The sequence below is a fragment of the Peribacillus simplex genome (genome assembly GCF_900156045.1).
GTDB classification, from domain to species: Bacteria; Bacillota; Bacilli; order Bacillales; family DSM-1321; genus Peribacillus; species Peribacillus simplex_D.
The window spans coordinates 369,226-386,858 of record NZ_FTMX01000006.1 but is presented as its reverse complement, the minus strand read 5'-3'; the positions used below and the strand labels follow the sequence as shown (position 1 = coordinate 386,858).

Genomic DNA, 17,633 nt, shown 5'->3' with positions numbered 1-17,633 from the left:
CCTACTGCACAAAATGCTTGGCAAATGGGTGAGCTTGTTGGATACAACCTATATGCAGCATTTGAAGGCAAGAAACTTGAAGAATTTGCACCTGTAAACTCAGGTACACTTGCGAGCCTTGGCCGTAAGGATGCAGTGGCAACCGTCGGGGCCAATAACACTTCCCTTAAAGGCCTGCCGGCTACATTGATGAAAGAAGCAAGTAATGTCCGCTATCTATCACACATCAAGGCCCTATTCAGCCTGGCTTATTAATTCATCATCGCCGTGACATGACATCCAGTTCATTGATATGTCCGCGGTACATGCCCTTTCTTCCCGGTCATCGGGATTAAAGGGCATTTTTTTCATGAAATTATTATTATGCCTGATCATGATGAAATGATTGACGAAAGATGTTAATAATGGACGGTACTCCATTTTGTTGATTATCCATTCTATAAATCTCCTGGGATAAGGCAACTCTCCTAAATCCTCTCCGTTAATTTTTATTAGCCCGTTTGTCGTTAACTAACGCTCATGTCTGTACCATTGCGCATATCATAAAATTAACCTTATTAAGGAGGGTTCTGTATGAAAGGAAAAAAAGGAAAAGCAGCTGGCAGTTCATCTACCGGTAGCACTTCTACTGGCAACAATTCCACTGGAAATAAATCCACTGGCAATAAATCCACTGGCAATAAATCCACTGGAAAATAATCTACTGGTATCATAACTACTGGTATCACATCTACACAACAACATCTACTTCATCAAGTTCAAGTTTAAGCTCGTCCACTGGACGTGGCAAAAAAAGAAGAAGATAGATAGTTAAATATAAAATGCTTCAGCTTGATTGATCCTGATTAATCAAGCGGAAGTATTTTATGATATTACGGCTTCATTAAGGTCAAGACTGTCCATAAAACATCTTATACAAGGAAGGAAGGTGAGTGTATGTCTTACCATATTCCATCTTATTTCTTAATGATAGAAGAAGAAGATCTAGAAGATTTACGTGCGGATATTTGGAGCGATAACCCTATTCCTGCCAATTTGAAAGTAGAAAACGACATTTATGTTATCGATATTGCCTATCGGGGTTCTTATACCCGTAAATTCCGAAAAAGGTCCTATTGGATTGATTTCATCGAGCCAGAACGATTCTTTGGCGCCCACAAAATCCATCTCAATGCCGAATACAGAGATCCTTCCCTCATTCGCAATAAACTCTCACTCGATTTCTTTCAAGACCTTGGTGTCCTTTCCCCTCATAGCCAACACATCAACCTAATCCGAAATGGCACGTTTAAAGGTGTGTATTTACAATTGGATTCCGTCGATGGGGTTTTTTTAGAAAAAAGAGGACTTCCTGCCGGCCCGATTTATTATGCTGTCAACAATGATGCCAACTTTTCATTGAAAAGGGATGGGATAGCGAAAGACTCCCTTACGTCAGGCTATAAACAAGCGTTTGGCAAACCCGCCGATGATGAATATCTAATCGAATTGATCAAAAAAATCAACACCACCCCACTTGCAAAGTTTCCTGAAGTAGTCTCGCAACATCTTGATATCCATAAATACTTACGCTGGCTGGTTGGAGCCGTTTGCACCATGAATAACGACGGTTTCACTCATAACTATGCACTATACCGCAATAGTAAAACGAAGTTATTTGAAATCATTCCTTGGGATTACGATGCCACTTGGGGACGCAAAGTCAGTGGAGGGATCATGGAGCACACATATGTCCCTATCGGAGGAAAAAAGACAAACCACCTTATTCATCTGCTCTTGCAGATTCCGGAATACAGTAAGTTCTACAAAGACCTCTTGGTTGAAACATTAGAAACCACATTTACTGTGAAGTATATGGAAAATAAAGTATTACCACTGCACCAGGGCATACGCCCCCACATCCTTCATGATCCATATAAAAAGAATAAGATTGATCTATTCGACAAGGAACCGGAATTCATCTTCGAATTCATTCGCAAACGCAGTGCTTACTTAAATAAACACCTTGGTGGCCTAGATGAAAAAAATGCCACGACACAACTGATAGCCAAACAAGACCGAAAAAGGGGAGTTGCTTCCATGTCACCAATCTGCATTAAAAATACGGGGAAGTATGGCAGGGGAGTATATGCTACAAGGGATATTAAAAAAGATGAACTCATTGAGGTATCACCTGTCATCATTTCACCCAAACATGAATGGAAATATCTAAAGAAAACCGCACTCTTTCATCACTGTTTCTATTGGGGAGATGATGATGAAACTGCCATTGCCTTAGGAAATGGTTCACTATTCAATCATTCATACACTCCAAATGCTACATTCGATAATAATTTTGAAGATTTAACGATAGACTTTTATGCACATAAAGATATAAAGGCTGGCGAGGAAATCACGATCAATTACAATGGTGAACCTGATGATAAATCCCCGTTATGGTTCGATGTCATCGAGTAGGCGTTTTTTGCTTCCATTTTATTTTGAAAGAATCCATTTTGAAGGAAAATTGATCAAAATGGATTCTTTTTTTATTCAGTTTTCTTCGCTAATGCAAGGACTCTTTAACTTTACATTTTATTCGGCGCTGAAATTCCCAATAAACTAAGCGCATCCTTTAATACAATCGCTACGGAAAAAGCGAATGAGAGCTTCATTTGTTTCAATTCATCTTCAACCAAGATTTTCGTATGTGCATAATACTTATTGAATGCACGCGATAAATGAAGGCTGAATTTCGCGATTTGTGATGGATCGGCTTGTTCAAATGATTTTTGGACAATGATCGGGTATTGCTCCAACAGCTGGATGACCGGCCACGCATATTCTCCTAAAGCTTCAAAAGTGATGTCCTGCTCTTTAAATTCACCTTTTTCAAGCAATGAGGAAATTCGCGCAAATGTGTACTGTACATATGGACCCGTTTCTCCCTCAAAATTCATCATTTGCTCTAATGAAAAATCAATATCGTTCATGCGGTTATTTTTTAAATCATTAAAGATTACAGCTCCGACACCAACCTGTCTTGCAACCAGTTCCTTCTGTTCAAGCGCTTGATTTTTTTCTTCGATATTGCGCTTCGCAGTTTCGATCGCCTCTGCCAATACATCCGCAAGCAGCACGACTTTCCCTTTACGTGTCGACATTTTCTTGCCGTCTTTTAACATCATGCCAAATGCTACATGCTGCAAATCTTTTGACCAATCATATCCCATTTTTTCAATGACGTTAAAAAGTTGCTTAAAGTGCAGGGATTGTTCGTTTCCGACAACATAAAATGTTTTCTTGGCCCCGTACTGTTTTTTTCGATACATGGCTGCAGCCAAATCACGCGTGGCATAAAGTGTCGCCCCATCGGTTTTCGTAATCAAACAAGGCGGCATATCTTCCAATTGCACGACATAGGCACCTTCGGATAGGGTAAGCAAGCCTTTTTCTTTTAGTTCCCCGACAACAGCATCCATTTTGTCATTGTAAAATGCTTCTCCTGCATAGGAATCAAAACGGATGCCCAATAAATCATAAATCGTCTCGAATTCTTTTAAAGACGCATCCCTGAACCATTTCCACAATGCCAGTGCTTCCTCGTCCCCATCTTCAAGCGACTTGAAGCTTGCGCGAGCTTGTTCATTCAACGATTCATCCGTTTCAGCTCTTTCATGGAACTTCACATAGATTTTCAATAATTCCTGAATCGGCGAAGCTTCGATTGCCTCTTTATCGCCCCACAGCTTATACGCGACGATCAACTTGCCGAATTGCGTGCCCCAATCTCCCAAATGATTGATACGCACGGCATTGTAGCCATTTTTTCCGGAAATGTTAGCCAGTGCATTCCCTATGACCGTTGAGCGTAAGTGCCCCATGGAAAAAGGCTTGGCGATATTCGGGGAAGAGTAATCAATCACGACATTTTCCTGTACAGGCTGCATCGAACCATACTGATCCTTTTCCCTTAATATCGATTGCAGCACATTTTCCGTCACCATCTGTTGATTGACGAAGATATTCAGATAACCACCCACAACATTCACTTCTTGGATCAACTCACTGTTTAATTGTTGGGCTATTTCAGATGCAATCACTTGAGGCGATTTTTTGAATTTTTTTGCAAGAGTAAAGCATGGAAAGGCGACATCACCTAACTCCATCAATTTAGGCTTTTCCATTAACTTTTCTATTTCACTTGCTGGCATTTCATTGTTCAAAGCAGTTGAAATCAATTCTGCAATTGGTTTATTCATCGACATTTTCCCTCCTAAACAAAAAAGCCCCCGCCTCTAAATAAGAGACGAGAGCATGAATTCCCGTGGTACCACTCTAGTTGCCACAAATTGTGGCCACTTTCCATTGTTAACGAGGTGACTCCCCGATGTTCCCTACTAAACGTTTCAAGAAATTTCTCCAAAGTGCGCTTCATTCATCCGTCCTGCATTAGGCTCCCACCATCCCTAACTCGCTTTCCATTTCGAAATGAACTACTCTCTTCATCACAGAATTTTCAATATTATAATTTAATCCATCGTACACAATTTAAAAAAACGTGTCAACAGGATTTAAGAAACAAATCCTAACCAGCCGGTAACTTCATTTTATCCTTGATGGTCGAAAAATATTTCCTTACTGTCCCTATTGTGTCGCTTTGCTTATTAGACGCTTCCATTTTGGATTGACCATCTGCTAACAGCCCTAACACTCCCATTTCCCGGCCATTATTGCTGGGAGACTCATCTATAAGTTCCGGGGAGTAAATTCGCTTGCCGTCCATTATGCCGCGAATCGAGCAGGCTAACTCTTCACCCGGGCTATCCTTCAATAAATAACCACTTACATTAGCTTTTAATGCGAGTTGAAAATAACCAGTCCTTCGAAATGTCGTTATAATGACCACTTTGCATTCAAATGACTTTAATGCTTCCGCTGCCTCAAGTCCGCTCATTACAGGCATCTCCATATCCAAAATACACACATCAGGCTGTAATTGGTGTACAAGGGCCATCGCTTCTTCTCCATTACTGGCTTGCCCGACAATTTCTATATCTTCTTCAAGATTGAGTAGAGAACTTATTGCCTCTAACAGCATTTGCTGATTCTCTGCAATGACAATTCGAATCATTTTAAGTTCTCTCCTTTATCGAGTTCCTTATATGAAACAAAGACTCCCCCAAATCCAAGGATTATTAAGGGAGTCTGGAATGATACATGAACGTTACAGTTCAGATTTCACTTGAACGGGAACACTTTTTTTCGATAAATATTTAATGTCTTTGAAGCTAACAAAATTCTTGGATTCCTCATCCCATAAACGGAAACGGAGTGAGCGCAAGCTTGTCGCAAGAGTAATCGTTGGAACGTTCTCTAAAGGCTGCGTATTATTGTGCGCCATTTCCAATTTATAGTTAGGTACCCTTGGACTTAAATGGTGAACATGATGGTAACCGATATTACCAGTAAGGAATTGCATCAGTTTTGGAAGCTTATAAAAAGAACTTCCTTCCACTGCCGCCAATACATATTCCCACTCCTCATTCTCTTCAAAATAAGAGTCCTCGAATGTATGCTGGACGTAAAACAGCCAAATGCCCACTGAACCAGAAATCATGAAGATTGAACCTTGTACCAGAAGGAACGACTGCCAGCCTACTGCCAGGCAAAGCAATGCCACTAAAGCGACGATTATTACATTCGTCAAATACGTATTCATCTTTTCCTTCTTTCTAGCACCTTTACGGTTAAATCTGTTTTTAAGAAGGAAAACATAAATTGGTCCCAAACCAAACATAACCAATGGATTGCGATAAAAACGATAGGCAAAACGAAGTTTAAGCGGTGCAGCCAAATACTCATCCACCGTAAGGGTCCAAATATCCCCTGTACCCCGCTTATCCAAATTGCCGCTTGTTGCGTGATGCACAGAATGCTCATGTCCCCATTGATCAAACGGGAATAAAGTCAAAACACCCATGATCGTACCGACTGTTCTATTCGCACGGCGGTTTTTGAAAAATGAATGATGCGTGCAATCATGAAAAATGATGAATATCCTTGTCAAGAAACCAGCAGCAAACACAGCTGGAATTAAAGCTAACCAATAAGAAACGGAAAGACTTATATATGCTAGGTACCATAAAATAATGAATGGCCCCAAGGTATTGACGATTTGCCATATACTTTGCTTTGTCGTTGATTGTTCAAAAGGAGCAATTTGTTTTCTCAAGTTTTTCGTATTTTGCAAGGTCATTATTCAATTGCACTTCCTTGTTATTTGTCGTTATTTCATATTATAAAGAAAACAACCTGAAATTATTAGTACCAGGTGTCATGACTAGAAGATGACAAATGTCATGTACAAGTCATTTCAACGGCAAACGTAATAAAGGCCAACCAGTAAAAAATGATTAACCTGTTCATATGTATAGGATTTCGTTATCTTGAAATAACATGTAGCCTTACTTTTAAGAACGGGACTGTCAATATCAGGCTTACAGTACCAGCAGTAAGCAAAAATAATTCGACCTACCATAGAGTGACAGAATCGTAATTAGACTCCCTATTTACTTCTATATAGGGCCTTTCCACAATGTACCTCTATTTTATAGCGATTCTCCATAGTAAACTGGTAAAGTTAAATTTTACAAAGGGGAATAAAATAATTGTGAAAAAATTCGTTGGATGTTTTATTATGGTAAGCCTTCTTTGTACATGCCTCTTTCCGACCAATGGTAATTCATCAAGTAAGACCCTTTACATAGGTTCTGTTAAAGTGGACAATACAAAAGTTTTCAGTTCTCCTAAATTAGGTTCCACTCAATTAAAGACCTTAAAAAAGGGCGAGGAGTTTCCCGTCATTTCTTCTTCCGTTGGGGATTCCGCGGGGCCTATCATTCATAAAGTAAAGGCTGGAAACACATTATGGAAGGTAGCAAATCAATATGGTGTTTCAGTAAGTGAGTTACAAAAAGAAAATAAATTAACTTCGACCGAAATAAATATTGGCCAAAACCTGAAGATTCCCCAGAAATATAAGATCCATAAGGTTGTATCAGGAGATACATTGTGGAAGATTTCTACTAAATATAAGGTAACCACAAGTGATTTGACGAAATTAAACAACTTACATACGGTTACCCTTAAAGTTGGCCAGAAATTGAAGATTCCGGATTATTACTACCAAGTTCAATTGCTTGATGGTAAAAAGGGATGGATAAAGGCATCCCAGCTTCAAAAAAAGGCGCAAAAACCTATTGTCATGGGCTGGACGCATAATGGATCGAAAGAAAACTACACCCAACAAATTAAACAGCCCAATTTAAATGTAGTTTCTCCCCGTTCCTATACGCTGAAGGATTCCGGTAATTTCGTTTCCGTTTCTGCTGATGCAAAATTCGTCCAAAACGCCCATAAACAAGGAAAACAAGTTTGGCAGCTTATCGGTAATCAATTTGACCCTGTTTTAACTGGTTCTGTACTAGGCAATACAAAAAAACGCCAGAAATTAGTTTCAGCTTTACGTGATTCACTTGTTAAAACTAAAAGTGATGGAATAAATGTGGATTTTGAAAACATCGATCCAAAAAACAAGAAGGACTTCGTACTTTTCATAGGCGAACTGAAAAAGGCACTAAAACCCCATGGAATTAAAGTATCCGTCGATGTCACCCGAGAAAATGAAGACCCTTTTTGGTCAAAAAGTCTGGATAGGAAAGCACTTGGCAAAATAGCGGACTACATCATCATAATGGGTTATGACGAGCATTGGGGAGGGAGCCCGGTAGCCGGTTCCGTTTCCTCGTTACCTTGGATCAAAGAAGGAACCAAGCTTTTAATGAAAGAAGTACCTGCCCATAAGATTATATTGGCCGTACCATTTTATACGAGAGAATGGGTAACCGATTTATCGACCAAAAAAGTGAAAAGCCACGACCGAACCATGGCTGAAGTCAACAAAATCATTTCATCTCATAAACTTAAAAAGGTATGGGATAAAAAGGCTCAACAAAATTACGTGGAGTACACTTCCAACGGGGAAAAGCACCAAATATGGATAGAAGATAAAAAATCGATGAAGCTCCGTATTGACCTGGTAAAACAAAATCATCTAGGCGGTGTATCTGCTTGGTACCTTGGATCAGAAACCCCTGACATTTGGGATGTCTATCATTTTAATCAATAGATTAATAGAAAAACCATAAGGAAAAAAGGCCTCACATTGTGTGCGGCCTTTTTTGAATGGCATCATTTTCAGTTGGTCTTGCCGTCTTAAGTGAATAGAGCACCCCAATAAATATCAATGTAATGCCCAAGATTTGAATCCTGTCCGGTTGAAATCCTGAAAGCAGAATATCCAAAAGGATGGCAACTGCCGGATCGACAAAAATCATGAAAGAAACTACATTTGTAGGCAAGTGACGGATACTATTAAAAAACAGCAGATACACGACGCCTGTATGGATGATGCCAGTAAGTACCGTATAAAACCATTCGGAAGATTTTAGCGTTGTGTAGACTGAAAAATCGACAAAAGGGATCAGTAATAGAAATCCAATGAACATTTGCAGAAAGGTGGTCGCGTATACACTGGTCTTTGAAATGCTCTTTCCTAAAAGCATGGTTGCCGCATAGAAAAATGCAGCAATGATTCCATAAATGATCCCTTCCCATTCAGGGGTTGATGATCGAAATCCATCTGTTCCCATAATGAATAATGTGCCAATGAAGCAAAGTGAAATGGCCAGGATGGAGAATAAACTCATTTTCTCCCTGAAGATGAAGCTCCCGATAATGAGTACAATGATCGGTGCTAAATGATAGAGCGAAATGGCTATTGTCACGGATATCAGCTCGAAAGATTTAAAGAGGAATATCCAGTTTAACAAGTTGGCCACTGCGCAGAAAATGATGAGCATTACCTCTCTGGAATTCCATATTTCGTTCTTGAAATGCCCTGTAATCATCCATGCTGCACATAAGAAAATGGCAGCACAAATGCAGCGGACAAAAACCAATTCCAATGCAGGAAGTCCTGATAGTCCTGAAAAGAAACCGACAGAACCAAAGATCGTCATGGCTAGAGTCAGTTGAAGAAGTGCTATTTTATTCATTTAATTTCCCCTCAAGAATTTTCCATTTTTTACATTCATACTAACATTTCTCCGGCATGCCGTCACGTGTGATGATATTCGCCCACATTTGATCTGGAATCATTCATGTACACCTGCTATCGCACGGCAAGGTCGTCATGATCTCGTCTTCCCTGCCTTCCTTCATTTTGGCGGCCCAGTCCGGCTCCATCAGTAATTCCCTTCCTAAAATGAAGAAGGCTGTTTTCGCATACTTTGTTGCTATTTTCCAAGTAAAGCGGTGTGGTTGATTTCCCCTCCAGATGCTCGCTTTCCGCGGGGCGGGCGGTGAGCCTCCTCGGCGTAAACGCCTGTGGGGTCTCAACTGTCCCGTTGCTCCCGCAGGAGTCTCGCACTTCCGCTCCAATCAACCTTAAATCGTTTCGTTTTAAAAACAACAATCTTTACGAAAAGAGCCATGAAGAAAAACCAAGAATCCCCTTTTCATGAAGAAGGGGATTCCTTTCGTGCAGTGATCATCCTAAGAATAGATCCAGCAGATTACTGCCTGCCGATGATTGCCTATTATAAAACTCCGAATAACCGCAATTCTTGCAATACACAACCGTAAATTGATTATTCTGGACATCGAACATTTTTGACAAGCCTGTTCCTGTCATGGCTACATCCTTCTTAGCAGCATCATTGCTTCCGCATTTCATACAACCCTTTTCGTTCATGATCCTTCATCTCCCATTCTATATATAAATACCGGTCCAGCACCGTACATAATTAAATATACGGATAAAGTAAGGAATGGTTTCAGAACTTATAAAAAAATGGAAAATTGTTCCTTATACATATTCTTTATTGCATCCCTTTCTTAAACGGCCGAACCTCTTAATCGAGGGCACTCGAGAAAAAACATTACATGACCTCTGCATCGTCCAATCGTATTTCTGCAACCCTTCCTCCTTGAACACACCAAAATTCTAAAGTAATATTCCGTTTATGATCAATGTAGCCGATAATATCTGCTCCCTGTTCATAACTTTTATAATAATGATCTCCATACTTCGAAAGAACGTCCGCTTTCTTACTCCCTAATTTAATACCTTTGCTTGTTTGTAGGGAGTTTTCAAATAGATCGTCGTCCGTACTTGAAATGATTAACCGCATAATTTTCCCTTTATGCTCTTCTTTATTGATAGAGGCCGTTTTTAAACCGCCTTTCCAATAATAATAATCATATGCATTATTATTATCTTGATCGATGGGCTCTCCATATTTCCTAATAAATTCCAGACTCGATATGTTATCCAAAACCTTAAATCCCCCGATGGATTCATCGGACAAATCTGTTGATTTTGTCAATTTTTCAGAGAATGCCGAGTACACATAGAAACCTAATGCTGTTCCAATAATAATAAGTACAATTATGAACTTTCGTTTATCATGCATTTTTCCCATCTTTGAATCTACTCCATCTCTATCGGATTATTTCCGTGGGTCGACTATTCTGTAAATTGAGCTGCTAACTAGCAAACAGGTAGGAACTGACCCCCATTATGAATCCTCCGCCTATCCCGATCACTACGCCAACAACTGTCCATTGTGAAATAATCATGCCCGTTAGAAATAAAGAGAATCCTATAAGTCCAATTAACAAAAACTTTTTTTTATTCATTTTACACCCCTATGCCCTACTAAAAATCCTTATATTATCTTATACGGATATATTTGGATAAAAGTTTCACTTTATGCCAGATTCAAAGTAGCCACATTCCTTTTGCATAAGAAAAACCGAAATCAGCTACTGATTTCGGTTTTTCGCTCTATTTAATTAGTGATATCTTTTTTCTGGAAGAAGAAGAAAGTTAGCGCTAAAAAGATAAGGTAATAGATTCCCAGTACACCCATCGAGAATCCTAGTGTAGCTCCATCGAACATTTCTATGGTTCCGGAAATATAGCCCCTTAAATCAAGGTGGGGGAATAAGACGAATTTTAACCACTCGTATTTATCGATGAATGATTGAATGACCATATTTAATGTCGAGGAAGCAAATAGGATGAAAATGGATATACCTACAGCAAGTGCTTGGTTTTTAAATAATGTGCTTAACATGAAAGCGATTGTCGTGATGACCAGGAATCCTGGTATCCAGTATACGATCATGTCCACGAAATATTCGCCGACCACCACCGTACTGAATTCACCGAAAGATGCGGGATCCATGATTTTGTCTGAATACGAACCATTGCCAAAGAATATGATGCCGATAAGATAACTGAATATAAGTAGGCTCGCAAGTAATAACGCTGCAAATAATAGGGAAGTAATATATTTGGAAAGTAGAATCTTCCAACGTTTATAAGGCCTGATCAAAAGTTGTTTAATGGTGCCATCCGAAAATTCAGAGGAAACGAGCGAGCTGCAAACAATAACGACGAATAAAGTGACAAATGAAGTTAATGATGTAGTCCATTCCGCCATATAGGTCCAATTCGTGTTTAAGTCAGGGTTTATATTATCAGCCAACAGTTGCTTGTTGAGATTAATATCTTCCATGATCATGGCTTTTTCATCTTCACTGATTTCCTTAGCTTCCAAAGCCTTTTCCTGTTCTTGTATATCTGCCTTTAACTCTTGCTTCCAATCTTTACCCGATTCGTCGGGACTTAGTTTATAATCGATGACTGCAGCCCCTAATGCTGCCAATAAAAGAAAAGCGATGAATATATAAGTTGATACTTTTGAAAAGATTTTCATCCATTCATTTTTTACTAAGGACATCATACAGACTCCCTCATTTCCTGCTCAGTGATTTCAAAGAATTTGTCTTCCAGTGATTTTCTAGTAATGCCAATTTCATAGACATCGAGTTGATTTTCAATAAAACTCCTATTTATATTGGCCGTTTGTTCTCGAGTGGCCGATACGGAGATTGTCTTCGCATCAAATTTCAGAATCGTAATATCCCTAAACTGTTCTTGAAGGATTTTCTTAGCTAGCTTCCCATCACTGACAGTGAATGAAACTTCATTGATCGTTTCGGTTTTTTCATCAACAATATGCTCTTTCGTATGTATCAGTTTTCCCTTTTCGATAACGGCAAAACTATCGCACATCAATTGCATTTCCGATAGTAAATGTGATGAAATCAATATCCCGACGCCTTCACTTGCCAGTACTTTCAAATAATCACGGAACTCGCGAATCCCTTGTGGATCCAAACCATTCGTCGGTTCATCAAAAATTAATAACTTCGGTTTATGTAAAATGGCCTGTGCCACGCCAAGGCGCTGGCGCATCCCTAATGAATAGGTTTTAACCTTCTTATCGATGGCATGATCCAGTTTGACAAGCTTGATGACTTCTTCTATTCTCTCATTGGATATGTCATTGGATGACATTCGGGCATAATGGAGGATATTCTTTCTGCCTGTCATGTACTTATAAAACTCCGGGTTTTCAACAATGGCCCCCAATTGATTCATTGCACCTTCGAAATCATTATCGAGGTCACTGCCATTGATCATGACAGTACCGCCCGTACGGTTGATGAGACCTGTGATCATACGGATGATAGTGGTCTTACCAGCACCATTCGGACCAAGCAAACCAAATATTTCATTACTTTTTATTTCAAAGCTAACATTGTCCACGATGGTTGCTTTTCCAATTTTTTTAGTTAAGGATTGAACCTTAAGAACCGATTCAGACATATAATACCTTCCTTTTTTCATTTTTTCCAAAATCACACAAACCCTACATTACCATATTATGCATATTATTACTATACTGATATTCTTTCATTCGGGTATATTGAACCAATGCCCCCATCGGCGTCACCTTCCCGCCCGCATTATCATAAACACCTTTTTCCTCGAAATAGCAACAACTCCTATGTACCTTTTTCTTTTAATACGTTTTTGTTCGAATAAAGTTACAGGATTATTTTATCTAATCAGGAAAATTTACGGATAATCACAAACTAAGCAATATATAAGTAAAGCCGATGGAAATGGCCAGGCCCAATGCAAAAAGAAGGACTTTTCTAACAATAGATGGTAAAAGCTTATATATCATCATTAAAATTACATCGATGAAATTCGTTGATATTCCGGAGCCGAACTCTTTGATCTCTTTCTTTTTGCCAAAAACGGCGAACCACATTACAAAAAGACCGCATAAAATAAAAATGATGGAAAAAATCTTATATCCCATTGTATGTCACCCATTTCCTCATAGGTTAAACGATATTGTTATATTCTTATCTTAACTGGTTTTTAGGATTCAAGTTTCAAGATGAATTCTTCGACCTCTTCCCCTCTTGCATGGGAATACCCTTTGTCTTCATCGAATCTTTCAAATCCGCATTTTTTCAGCACCCTGATGGATGCGAGATTATCCTTGGCTGCCCGGGCATATAGAGGACGAACTTTTATTTTCGGCAAAAAATTGAGTAGTGCCTCTGTAGCGATTCCTTTACCCCAATATTGCTTCCCGATCCAATAACTCACTTCAGGGTTACCAAACTGCTCAAACTTGAGAATGCTGCCCGCAACACATCCGTTGTGGATTATGGTCATTTTTTCAATATCCCGGTTCGATAAGATGTTCTTCCAGTGTGTCAAAAACGCCACTTTGTCTGATGGATCCTTGGATGTGAAAGCAGCCATATAGTTTGCGGCAGGATCCAGTTGCTGCTCGAAAAAGATAGGAAGATCACGATCCATGACCTCCCGCAGCCGTACTCCTTCGTCATTGGTTTGCAATCCCATAATGTCACCCTCCCCACCAATTCATTAAAAACCGGAAAAACCGAAGACTCTGCCATCTTCGGCGCGGTTTCATTCCTTCATCATACTATAATTTCCTTCGAACGCTTATTGCTCAATATGTTTTATAACGTCAGACAAGCTCTTATCCATCATGGATCGGAGGCGTAAATGATGATTTTCAAAAGCTAAAGCTTCAGTAACGGGATTAGGAACGATTACACACTTTAATCCTGCCGTCAGGGCCGCTTGAAGCCCATTTAACGAATCTTCAAATGCCACGGCTTCTGAAGGCCGAATGCCCAGGACTTCAATTGCCTTTACATACAAATCAGGCGCAGGTTTTACTTTTTCAACATCATCCCCTGTAATAAGAACTTCAAAATAGTTTAACAGCCCAAGTTCCCCCAGATGATGAGTGACCCACTCTTTTGTCGAGCTTGAAGCGAGGGCGATTTTATATCCATTGTTTTTTGCTTCTTCTAAATAATCCTTTACACCTTCACGTGCCTGTGATGTTTTCATTTTGACTTCATGAAAGCTTTTTGCTCTGGATTCAATTTCTTCAATATTACAACTTTCCCCCAGCTGATCCTTGAAGTACTGATTAAGTTCAGTATTATCCGTTCCGATGCATTTTACGAAATGTTCGAGGGGCAAATCAGATTTATAAAAAGCCATCGTTTCTTTATAAGCCTCATACCAAGCCGTTTCTGTGTCTAAAATTAAACCATCAAAGTCGAAAATAACTGCTTTAATCATAATGATTTCCTCCTTTAACCTTGAAATTGAATTTCTATTAACATAAACGTACATGAATGAATTCCCTTGTTCAACCAAACGGTTCCGTTCGTTCCATGGGAAGTTTGACCTTTTTCCATAATTAGTTAATCACTAAGGATATGGTAACCCGATGTCCGCCTCATTTCTTTTTTATATGTTACATGTTTTAACAATTACTTAGTGCCTTCGCGGTGTTTTTCCTTAACTGCGCCTAAAAGAGTGATAGTTTAACGAATCGTTTATTGCAGGAAACAACGAGGAGGATAAACATGAAGAAAATTTTATTAACGATCCTAACGGCTTCTGTATTCATTCTAGGAGTATGCATGCCAACAAAAGGCGAAGCCGCTGCTTTGGATCGCACACTTTCATTTGGAATGAGTAATAGTGATGTAAAAGTATTACAAGAATTATTACTGACAAAAGGGGTCTTTCCCTATCACGAAGCAACAGGTTACTACGGACCGATTACAAAAGAATCCGTAAAGAAGTATCAGGAAAAATCAGGACTGAAAGTCGATGGAATAGCAGGAACACAAACGAATAAGAAAATACAGGTACTAAAAAGCGGGGATATGGGAAGACCTGTAGCTGAACTGCAAAGGTTATTGAAAGCCTGGGACGTTTACACATCAACGATCGATGGCATTTATGGAACAGGTACAAAGCAAGCCGTCATCACCTTTCAAAAGCAAAAGGGATTATCAGCTGATGGAATAGCCGGTGCACGGACCCTCAGTAAATTAAAAGAAAGAGCAAGTTCAGCAAGCTCTGCCGTTAAAGAAATAACGGTTACAAGTACAGCATATACAGCGAGCTGCGAGGGATGCTCAGGAACTACAAGAATGGGCGTTGACCTAAAAAAATATGATGATGCCAAACTGATAGCAGTCGATCCGAACGTGATTCCGCTAGGATCCATCGTTGAAGTTGAAGGCTATGGACGAGCAATCGCTGCAGATACGGGCGGCGCGATCAAAGGAAACAGAATCGATGTATTCATCGCGGGTGAAGCGGATGCTTTAACGTGGGGAAGAAAGCAAGTGAACGTGAAGATTATTAGATGATGCGTGACATACACATCGTTTTCATATAAAACTAGATACATAACCAAACCGAAAGAGCATGTATTGAATCGATTCATGCTCTTTTGGTCTGTTCAAACCATTTTGTACATGATGATATCATCGACGTATTCACGTTCGCTCATCTTGAATTCCTTTATTTTACGTCCTTCTTCAACAAACCCCAGCCTTTTATACAGTGATATTGCCCGCTGATTTGTTGAAAAAACTCCCAAGCTCACCTTTTCAATGAACGGATTGGCTTCTGCCCATTCCAATAATGCTTTAATAAGCTCTTTTCCAATCCCCATCCCTCTGTATTTTTTTCTGATCATCACCCCAAATGAGCCCTTGTGAGACATTCTCTTCCTATTTTCCGATTGAAATCCTATCCACCCAATCACTTCACCATTTATTTCGGCCACGATGATGGTTTCTCGTTCATTTTCCAATAACCTTCGGATCCAATCTCTTTGTTGTTCTGGTGTTTTATCGAACTCCTCCGATACCGCAATAAAATACTCTCCTTCGGAAATAACGGAATTCTGTACATCCAAAACCGCTTCCGCATCTTCCAATTCACCGGTCCGAATCAGATATGCAAGTCCATTATTTTTCATCTCTGACATTCCAATCCCCCTTAATGAACCATGTTCGGATCGAAGTGAACAATAGGACGGCTTTCAATTATTCTTTGTTCGATACTTTTGACGGTTTTGAATAATTGACCATCCGCATTCTTCAAATCATACTTTTTATGAAAAAAATTATATAACGTTAGATCCCTTAACTTTAAAAATAGAGGAATCGCTTCGTATTCCTCAGGTGCCAGGATATTTTCCGTTTCATAGCCTTTTATGAATTCCCGCATGAACTTGGCGGCATATTCATCGAGCCCTTTTATCCCTTCACGTTCCAAACTCCATATCAAATAGTACAGAGGTATGGCCAAATCGCTGGCAAACCAGTGATAAGAACAGTCATCAAAGTCAAAAACATGAATCTTCCCCTCATGAAAATGGAAATTGCCGTTATGTATATCAGAATGGATCAATCCAAAATTATCTTGATGAACCGGAAGGGCATTTAATTTCTTCTTGATTAATTCTTGTTGGTGCATCAATTGCTCTGGAACATCGGATTGGTAGAGTTCGGCATTCAATAGTTCCTCTTCATGCCAATCCAGCCTCTTAAATTTTGTTTCAGGCTGATAGTTTTTAGTTTGTTTATGCATTTGGCCAATCGTTCTTCCCCATTCAAAAAATAAAGGTCCATCGAAATTTTCATCAGTGACTTTCATCCTTACACCAGGAGCTTTTTCAAACAGGCAACAATAAAATTCCGTACCATCCGAACCCTTTACAATTTCAACTAAGTTATTTTCTTTCGAAGAGAGAACTTTAGGAATTTCACTACTATTATTCTGTAAATATTCAATCCACTTTAACTCAGCAAGCACTTGACCTTTTGTACGATGCGATTGATGTGTCATTCTTAAGATGTATGGCGTTCCATCCCTGTAAACCTCAAATACATAGTTCTCTGCATCTCCAAGTTTAACCGGGTCCCCAGCATTCACTTGAAAAAGATGCCCAGCCAATTTCACCAATTCATTAGAAAAAATCCGTTCTACCGACGCTTCCATGATCTTCACTCCTTAATGATATTGCTAAAAAAATAAGGGTGTTTTCGCATACTTTGTTGCGATTTAACAAGTAATGCGGTGTGGTTGATTTCCCCTCCAGATGCTCGCTTTCCGCGGGGGGCTCGCACTTGCGCTCCAATCAACCTTAAATCGTTTCGTTTTAAAAACAATAATCTTTACGAAAACAGCCATTAATAAAAACGATTTATACTATGCTTTATACGATACCAAAATGCCTTTTCCCTTTATTTGTATATTATTTTTTATTAATCTTGGACTCTGCCCCCATCCCTGAAGCAGA

General features: G+C 39.4%; 18 protein-coding genes, 2 pseudogenes and 1 other annotated feature. Of the genes and pseudogenes, 6 read left to right on the top strand and 14 right to left on the bottom strand.

Going from position 1 to position 17,633, the window contains the following annotated elements; genetic code table 11:
• The 4 genes and pseudogenes from BW986_RS21645 to BW986_RS30900 all read left to right on the top strand — a co-directional run.
• Positions 1-255 (top strand): annotated as a pseudogene (locus BW986_RS21645) (NAD(P)/FAD-dependent oxidoreductase); the annotation flags it as partial.
• Between the two features lie 318 nt (positions 256-573).
• Positions 574-699 carry a hypothetical protein gene (locus BW986_RS30905; RefSeq protein ID WP_260320922.1) on the top strand — a complete coding sequence of 42 codons (126 nt, stop codon included), beginning with the start codon at positions 574-576 and terminating at the stop codon, positions 697-699.
• A gap of 237 nt (positions 700-936) precedes the next feature.
• Positions 937-2,007: pseudogene (locus tag BW986_RS21635) on the top strand (CotH kinase family protein); the annotation flags it as partial.
• A 72-nt stretch (positions 2,008-2,079) separates the two neighbouring features.
• Positions 2,080-2,457 carry an SET domain-containing protein gene (locus BW986_RS30900; protein ID WP_260320926.1) on the top strand — a complete coding sequence of 126 codons (378 nt, stop codon included), beginning with the start codon at positions 2,080-2,082 and terminating at the stop codon, positions 2,455-2,457.
• 110 nt (positions 2,458-2,567) lie between these two features.
• Here BW986_RS30900 and argS read toward each other — a convergent pair whose 3' ends face one another.
• From argS to desA, 3 genes are all read right to left on the bottom strand, one after another.
• Complete coding sequence (gene argS / locus BW986_RS21625) at positions 2,568-4,247, bottom strand: arginine--tRNA ligase (protein ID WP_397222806.1); 1,680 nt, start codon at positions 4,245-4,247, stop codon at positions 2,568-2,570.
• A 34-nt stretch (positions 4,248-4,281) separates the two neighbouring features.
• Positions 4,282-4,500, bottom strand: a binding site (T-box leader).
• Positions 4,501-4,567: 67 nt separating this feature from the next.
• Positions 4,568-5,113, bottom strand: coding sequence for a response regulator (locus BW986_RS21620; protein WP_076370600.1), 546 nt, complete (start codon positions 5,111-5,113; stop codon positions 4,568-4,570).
• A 93-nt stretch (positions 5,114-5,206) separates the two neighbouring features.
• Entirely contained in the window at positions 5,207-6,238 is a 1,032-nt protein-coding gene (desA, locus tag BW986_RS21615; protein WP_076370598.1) for a Delta(5) desaturase DesA, read from the bottom strand.
• A gap of 414 nt (positions 6,239-6,652) precedes the next feature.
• Here desA and BW986_RS21610 point away from each other — a divergent pair, with 414 nt between their 5' ends.
• The gene (locus tag BW986_RS21610; RefSeq protein WP_260320921.1) at positions 6,653-8,170 is read left to right on the top strand and encodes a LysM peptidoglycan-binding domain-containing protein; all 1,518 of its coding nucleotides are present in this window, start codon (positions 6,653-6,655) and stop codon (positions 8,168-8,170) included.
• A gap of 31 nt (positions 8,171-8,201) precedes the next feature.
• Here BW986_RS21610 and BW986_RS21605 read toward each other — a convergent pair whose 3' ends face one another.
• From BW986_RS21605 to BW986_RS21565, 9 genes are all read right to left on the bottom strand, one after another.
• Positions 8,202-9,098 carry a DMT family transporter gene (locus BW986_RS21605; RefSeq protein ID WP_076370596.1) on the bottom strand — a complete coding sequence of 299 codons (897 nt, stop codon included), beginning with the start codon at positions 9,096-9,098 and terminating at the stop codon, positions 8,202-8,204.
• A gap of 494 nt (positions 9,099-9,592) precedes the next feature.
• Positions 9,593-9,796 carry a zinc ribbon domain-containing protein gene (locus tag BW986_RS21595; RefSeq protein WP_076370592.1) on the bottom strand — a complete coding sequence of 68 codons (204 nt, stop codon included), beginning with the start codon at positions 9,794-9,796 and terminating at the stop codon, positions 9,593-9,595.
• A gap of 187 nt (positions 9,797-9,983) precedes the next feature.
• On the bottom strand, positions 9,984-10,526 hold the full coding sequence (locus BW986_RS21590) for a hypothetical protein (RefSeq protein ID WP_260320920.1): 543 nt from the start codon (positions 10,524-10,526) through the stop codon (positions 9,984-9,986).
• Between the two features lie 64 nt (positions 10,527-10,590).
• The gene (locus BW986_RS30370; RefSeq protein WP_179086132.1) at positions 10,591-10,743 is read right to left on the bottom strand and encodes a hypothetical protein; all 153 of its coding nucleotides are present in this window, start codon (positions 10,741-10,743) and stop codon (positions 10,591-10,593) included.
• Between the two features lie 152 nt (positions 10,744-10,895).
• Positions 10,896-11,855, bottom strand: a complete 960-nt coding sequence (locus BW986_RS21585; protein ID WP_076370590.1) for an ABC transporter permease — start codon at positions 11,853-11,855, stop codon at positions 10,896-10,898.
• The gene (locus BW986_RS21580) at positions 11,852-12,784 is read right to left on the bottom strand and encodes an ABC transporter ATP-binding protein (protein ID WP_076370588.1); all 933 of its coding nucleotides are present in this window, start codon (positions 12,782-12,784) and stop codon (positions 11,852-11,854) included. The genes BW986_RS21585 and BW986_RS21580 overlap by 4 nt, the downstream gene beginning before the upstream one ends.
• Positions 12,785-13,046: 262 nt before the next feature.
• A complete protein-coding gene (locus BW986_RS21575; RefSeq protein WP_076370586.1) occupies positions 13,047-13,286 on the bottom strand; it encodes a hypothetical protein in 240 nt (79 codons plus the stop codon).
• Positions 13,287-13,348: 62 nt separating this feature from the next.
• Positions 13,349-13,843: a GNAT family N-acetyltransferase gene (locus BW986_RS21570; protein ID WP_076370584.1), complete on the bottom strand. Its 495-nt coding sequence runs from the start codon at positions 13,841-13,843 to the stop codon at positions 13,349-13,351.
• Positions 13,844-13,948: 105 nt separating this feature from the next.
• Positions 13,949-14,602 carry an HAD family hydrolase gene (locus BW986_RS21565; RefSeq protein WP_076370582.1) on the bottom strand — a complete coding sequence of 218 codons (654 nt, stop codon included), beginning with the start codon at positions 14,600-14,602 and terminating at the stop codon, positions 13,949-13,951.
• 290 nt (positions 14,603-14,892) lie between these two features.
• Between BW986_RS21565 and BW986_RS31310 the strand changes: the two genes are divergently transcribed.
• On the top strand, positions 14,893-15,690 hold the full coding sequence (locus tag BW986_RS31310; RefSeq protein ID WP_076370580.1) for a peptidoglycan-binding protein: 798 nt from the start codon (positions 14,893-14,895) through the stop codon (positions 15,688-15,690).
• 92 nt (positions 15,691-15,782) lie between these two features.
• Here BW986_RS31310 and BW986_RS21555 read toward each other — a convergent pair whose 3' ends face one another.
• Together BW986_RS21555 and BW986_RS21550 are read right to left on the bottom strand one after the other, a co-directional pair.
• The gene (locus tag BW986_RS21555; protein WP_076370578.1) at positions 15,783-16,316 is read right to left on the bottom strand and encodes a GNAT family N-acetyltransferase; all 534 of its coding nucleotides are present in this window, start codon (positions 16,314-16,316) and stop codon (positions 15,783-15,785) included.
• 11 nt (positions 16,317-16,327) lie between these two features.
• A complete protein-coding gene (locus BW986_RS21550) occupies positions 16,328-17,332 on the bottom strand; it encodes a phosphotransferase enzyme family protein (protein ID WP_076370576.1) in 1,005 nt (334 codons plus the stop codon).
• Positions 17,333-17,633: the final 301 nt, after the last annotated feature.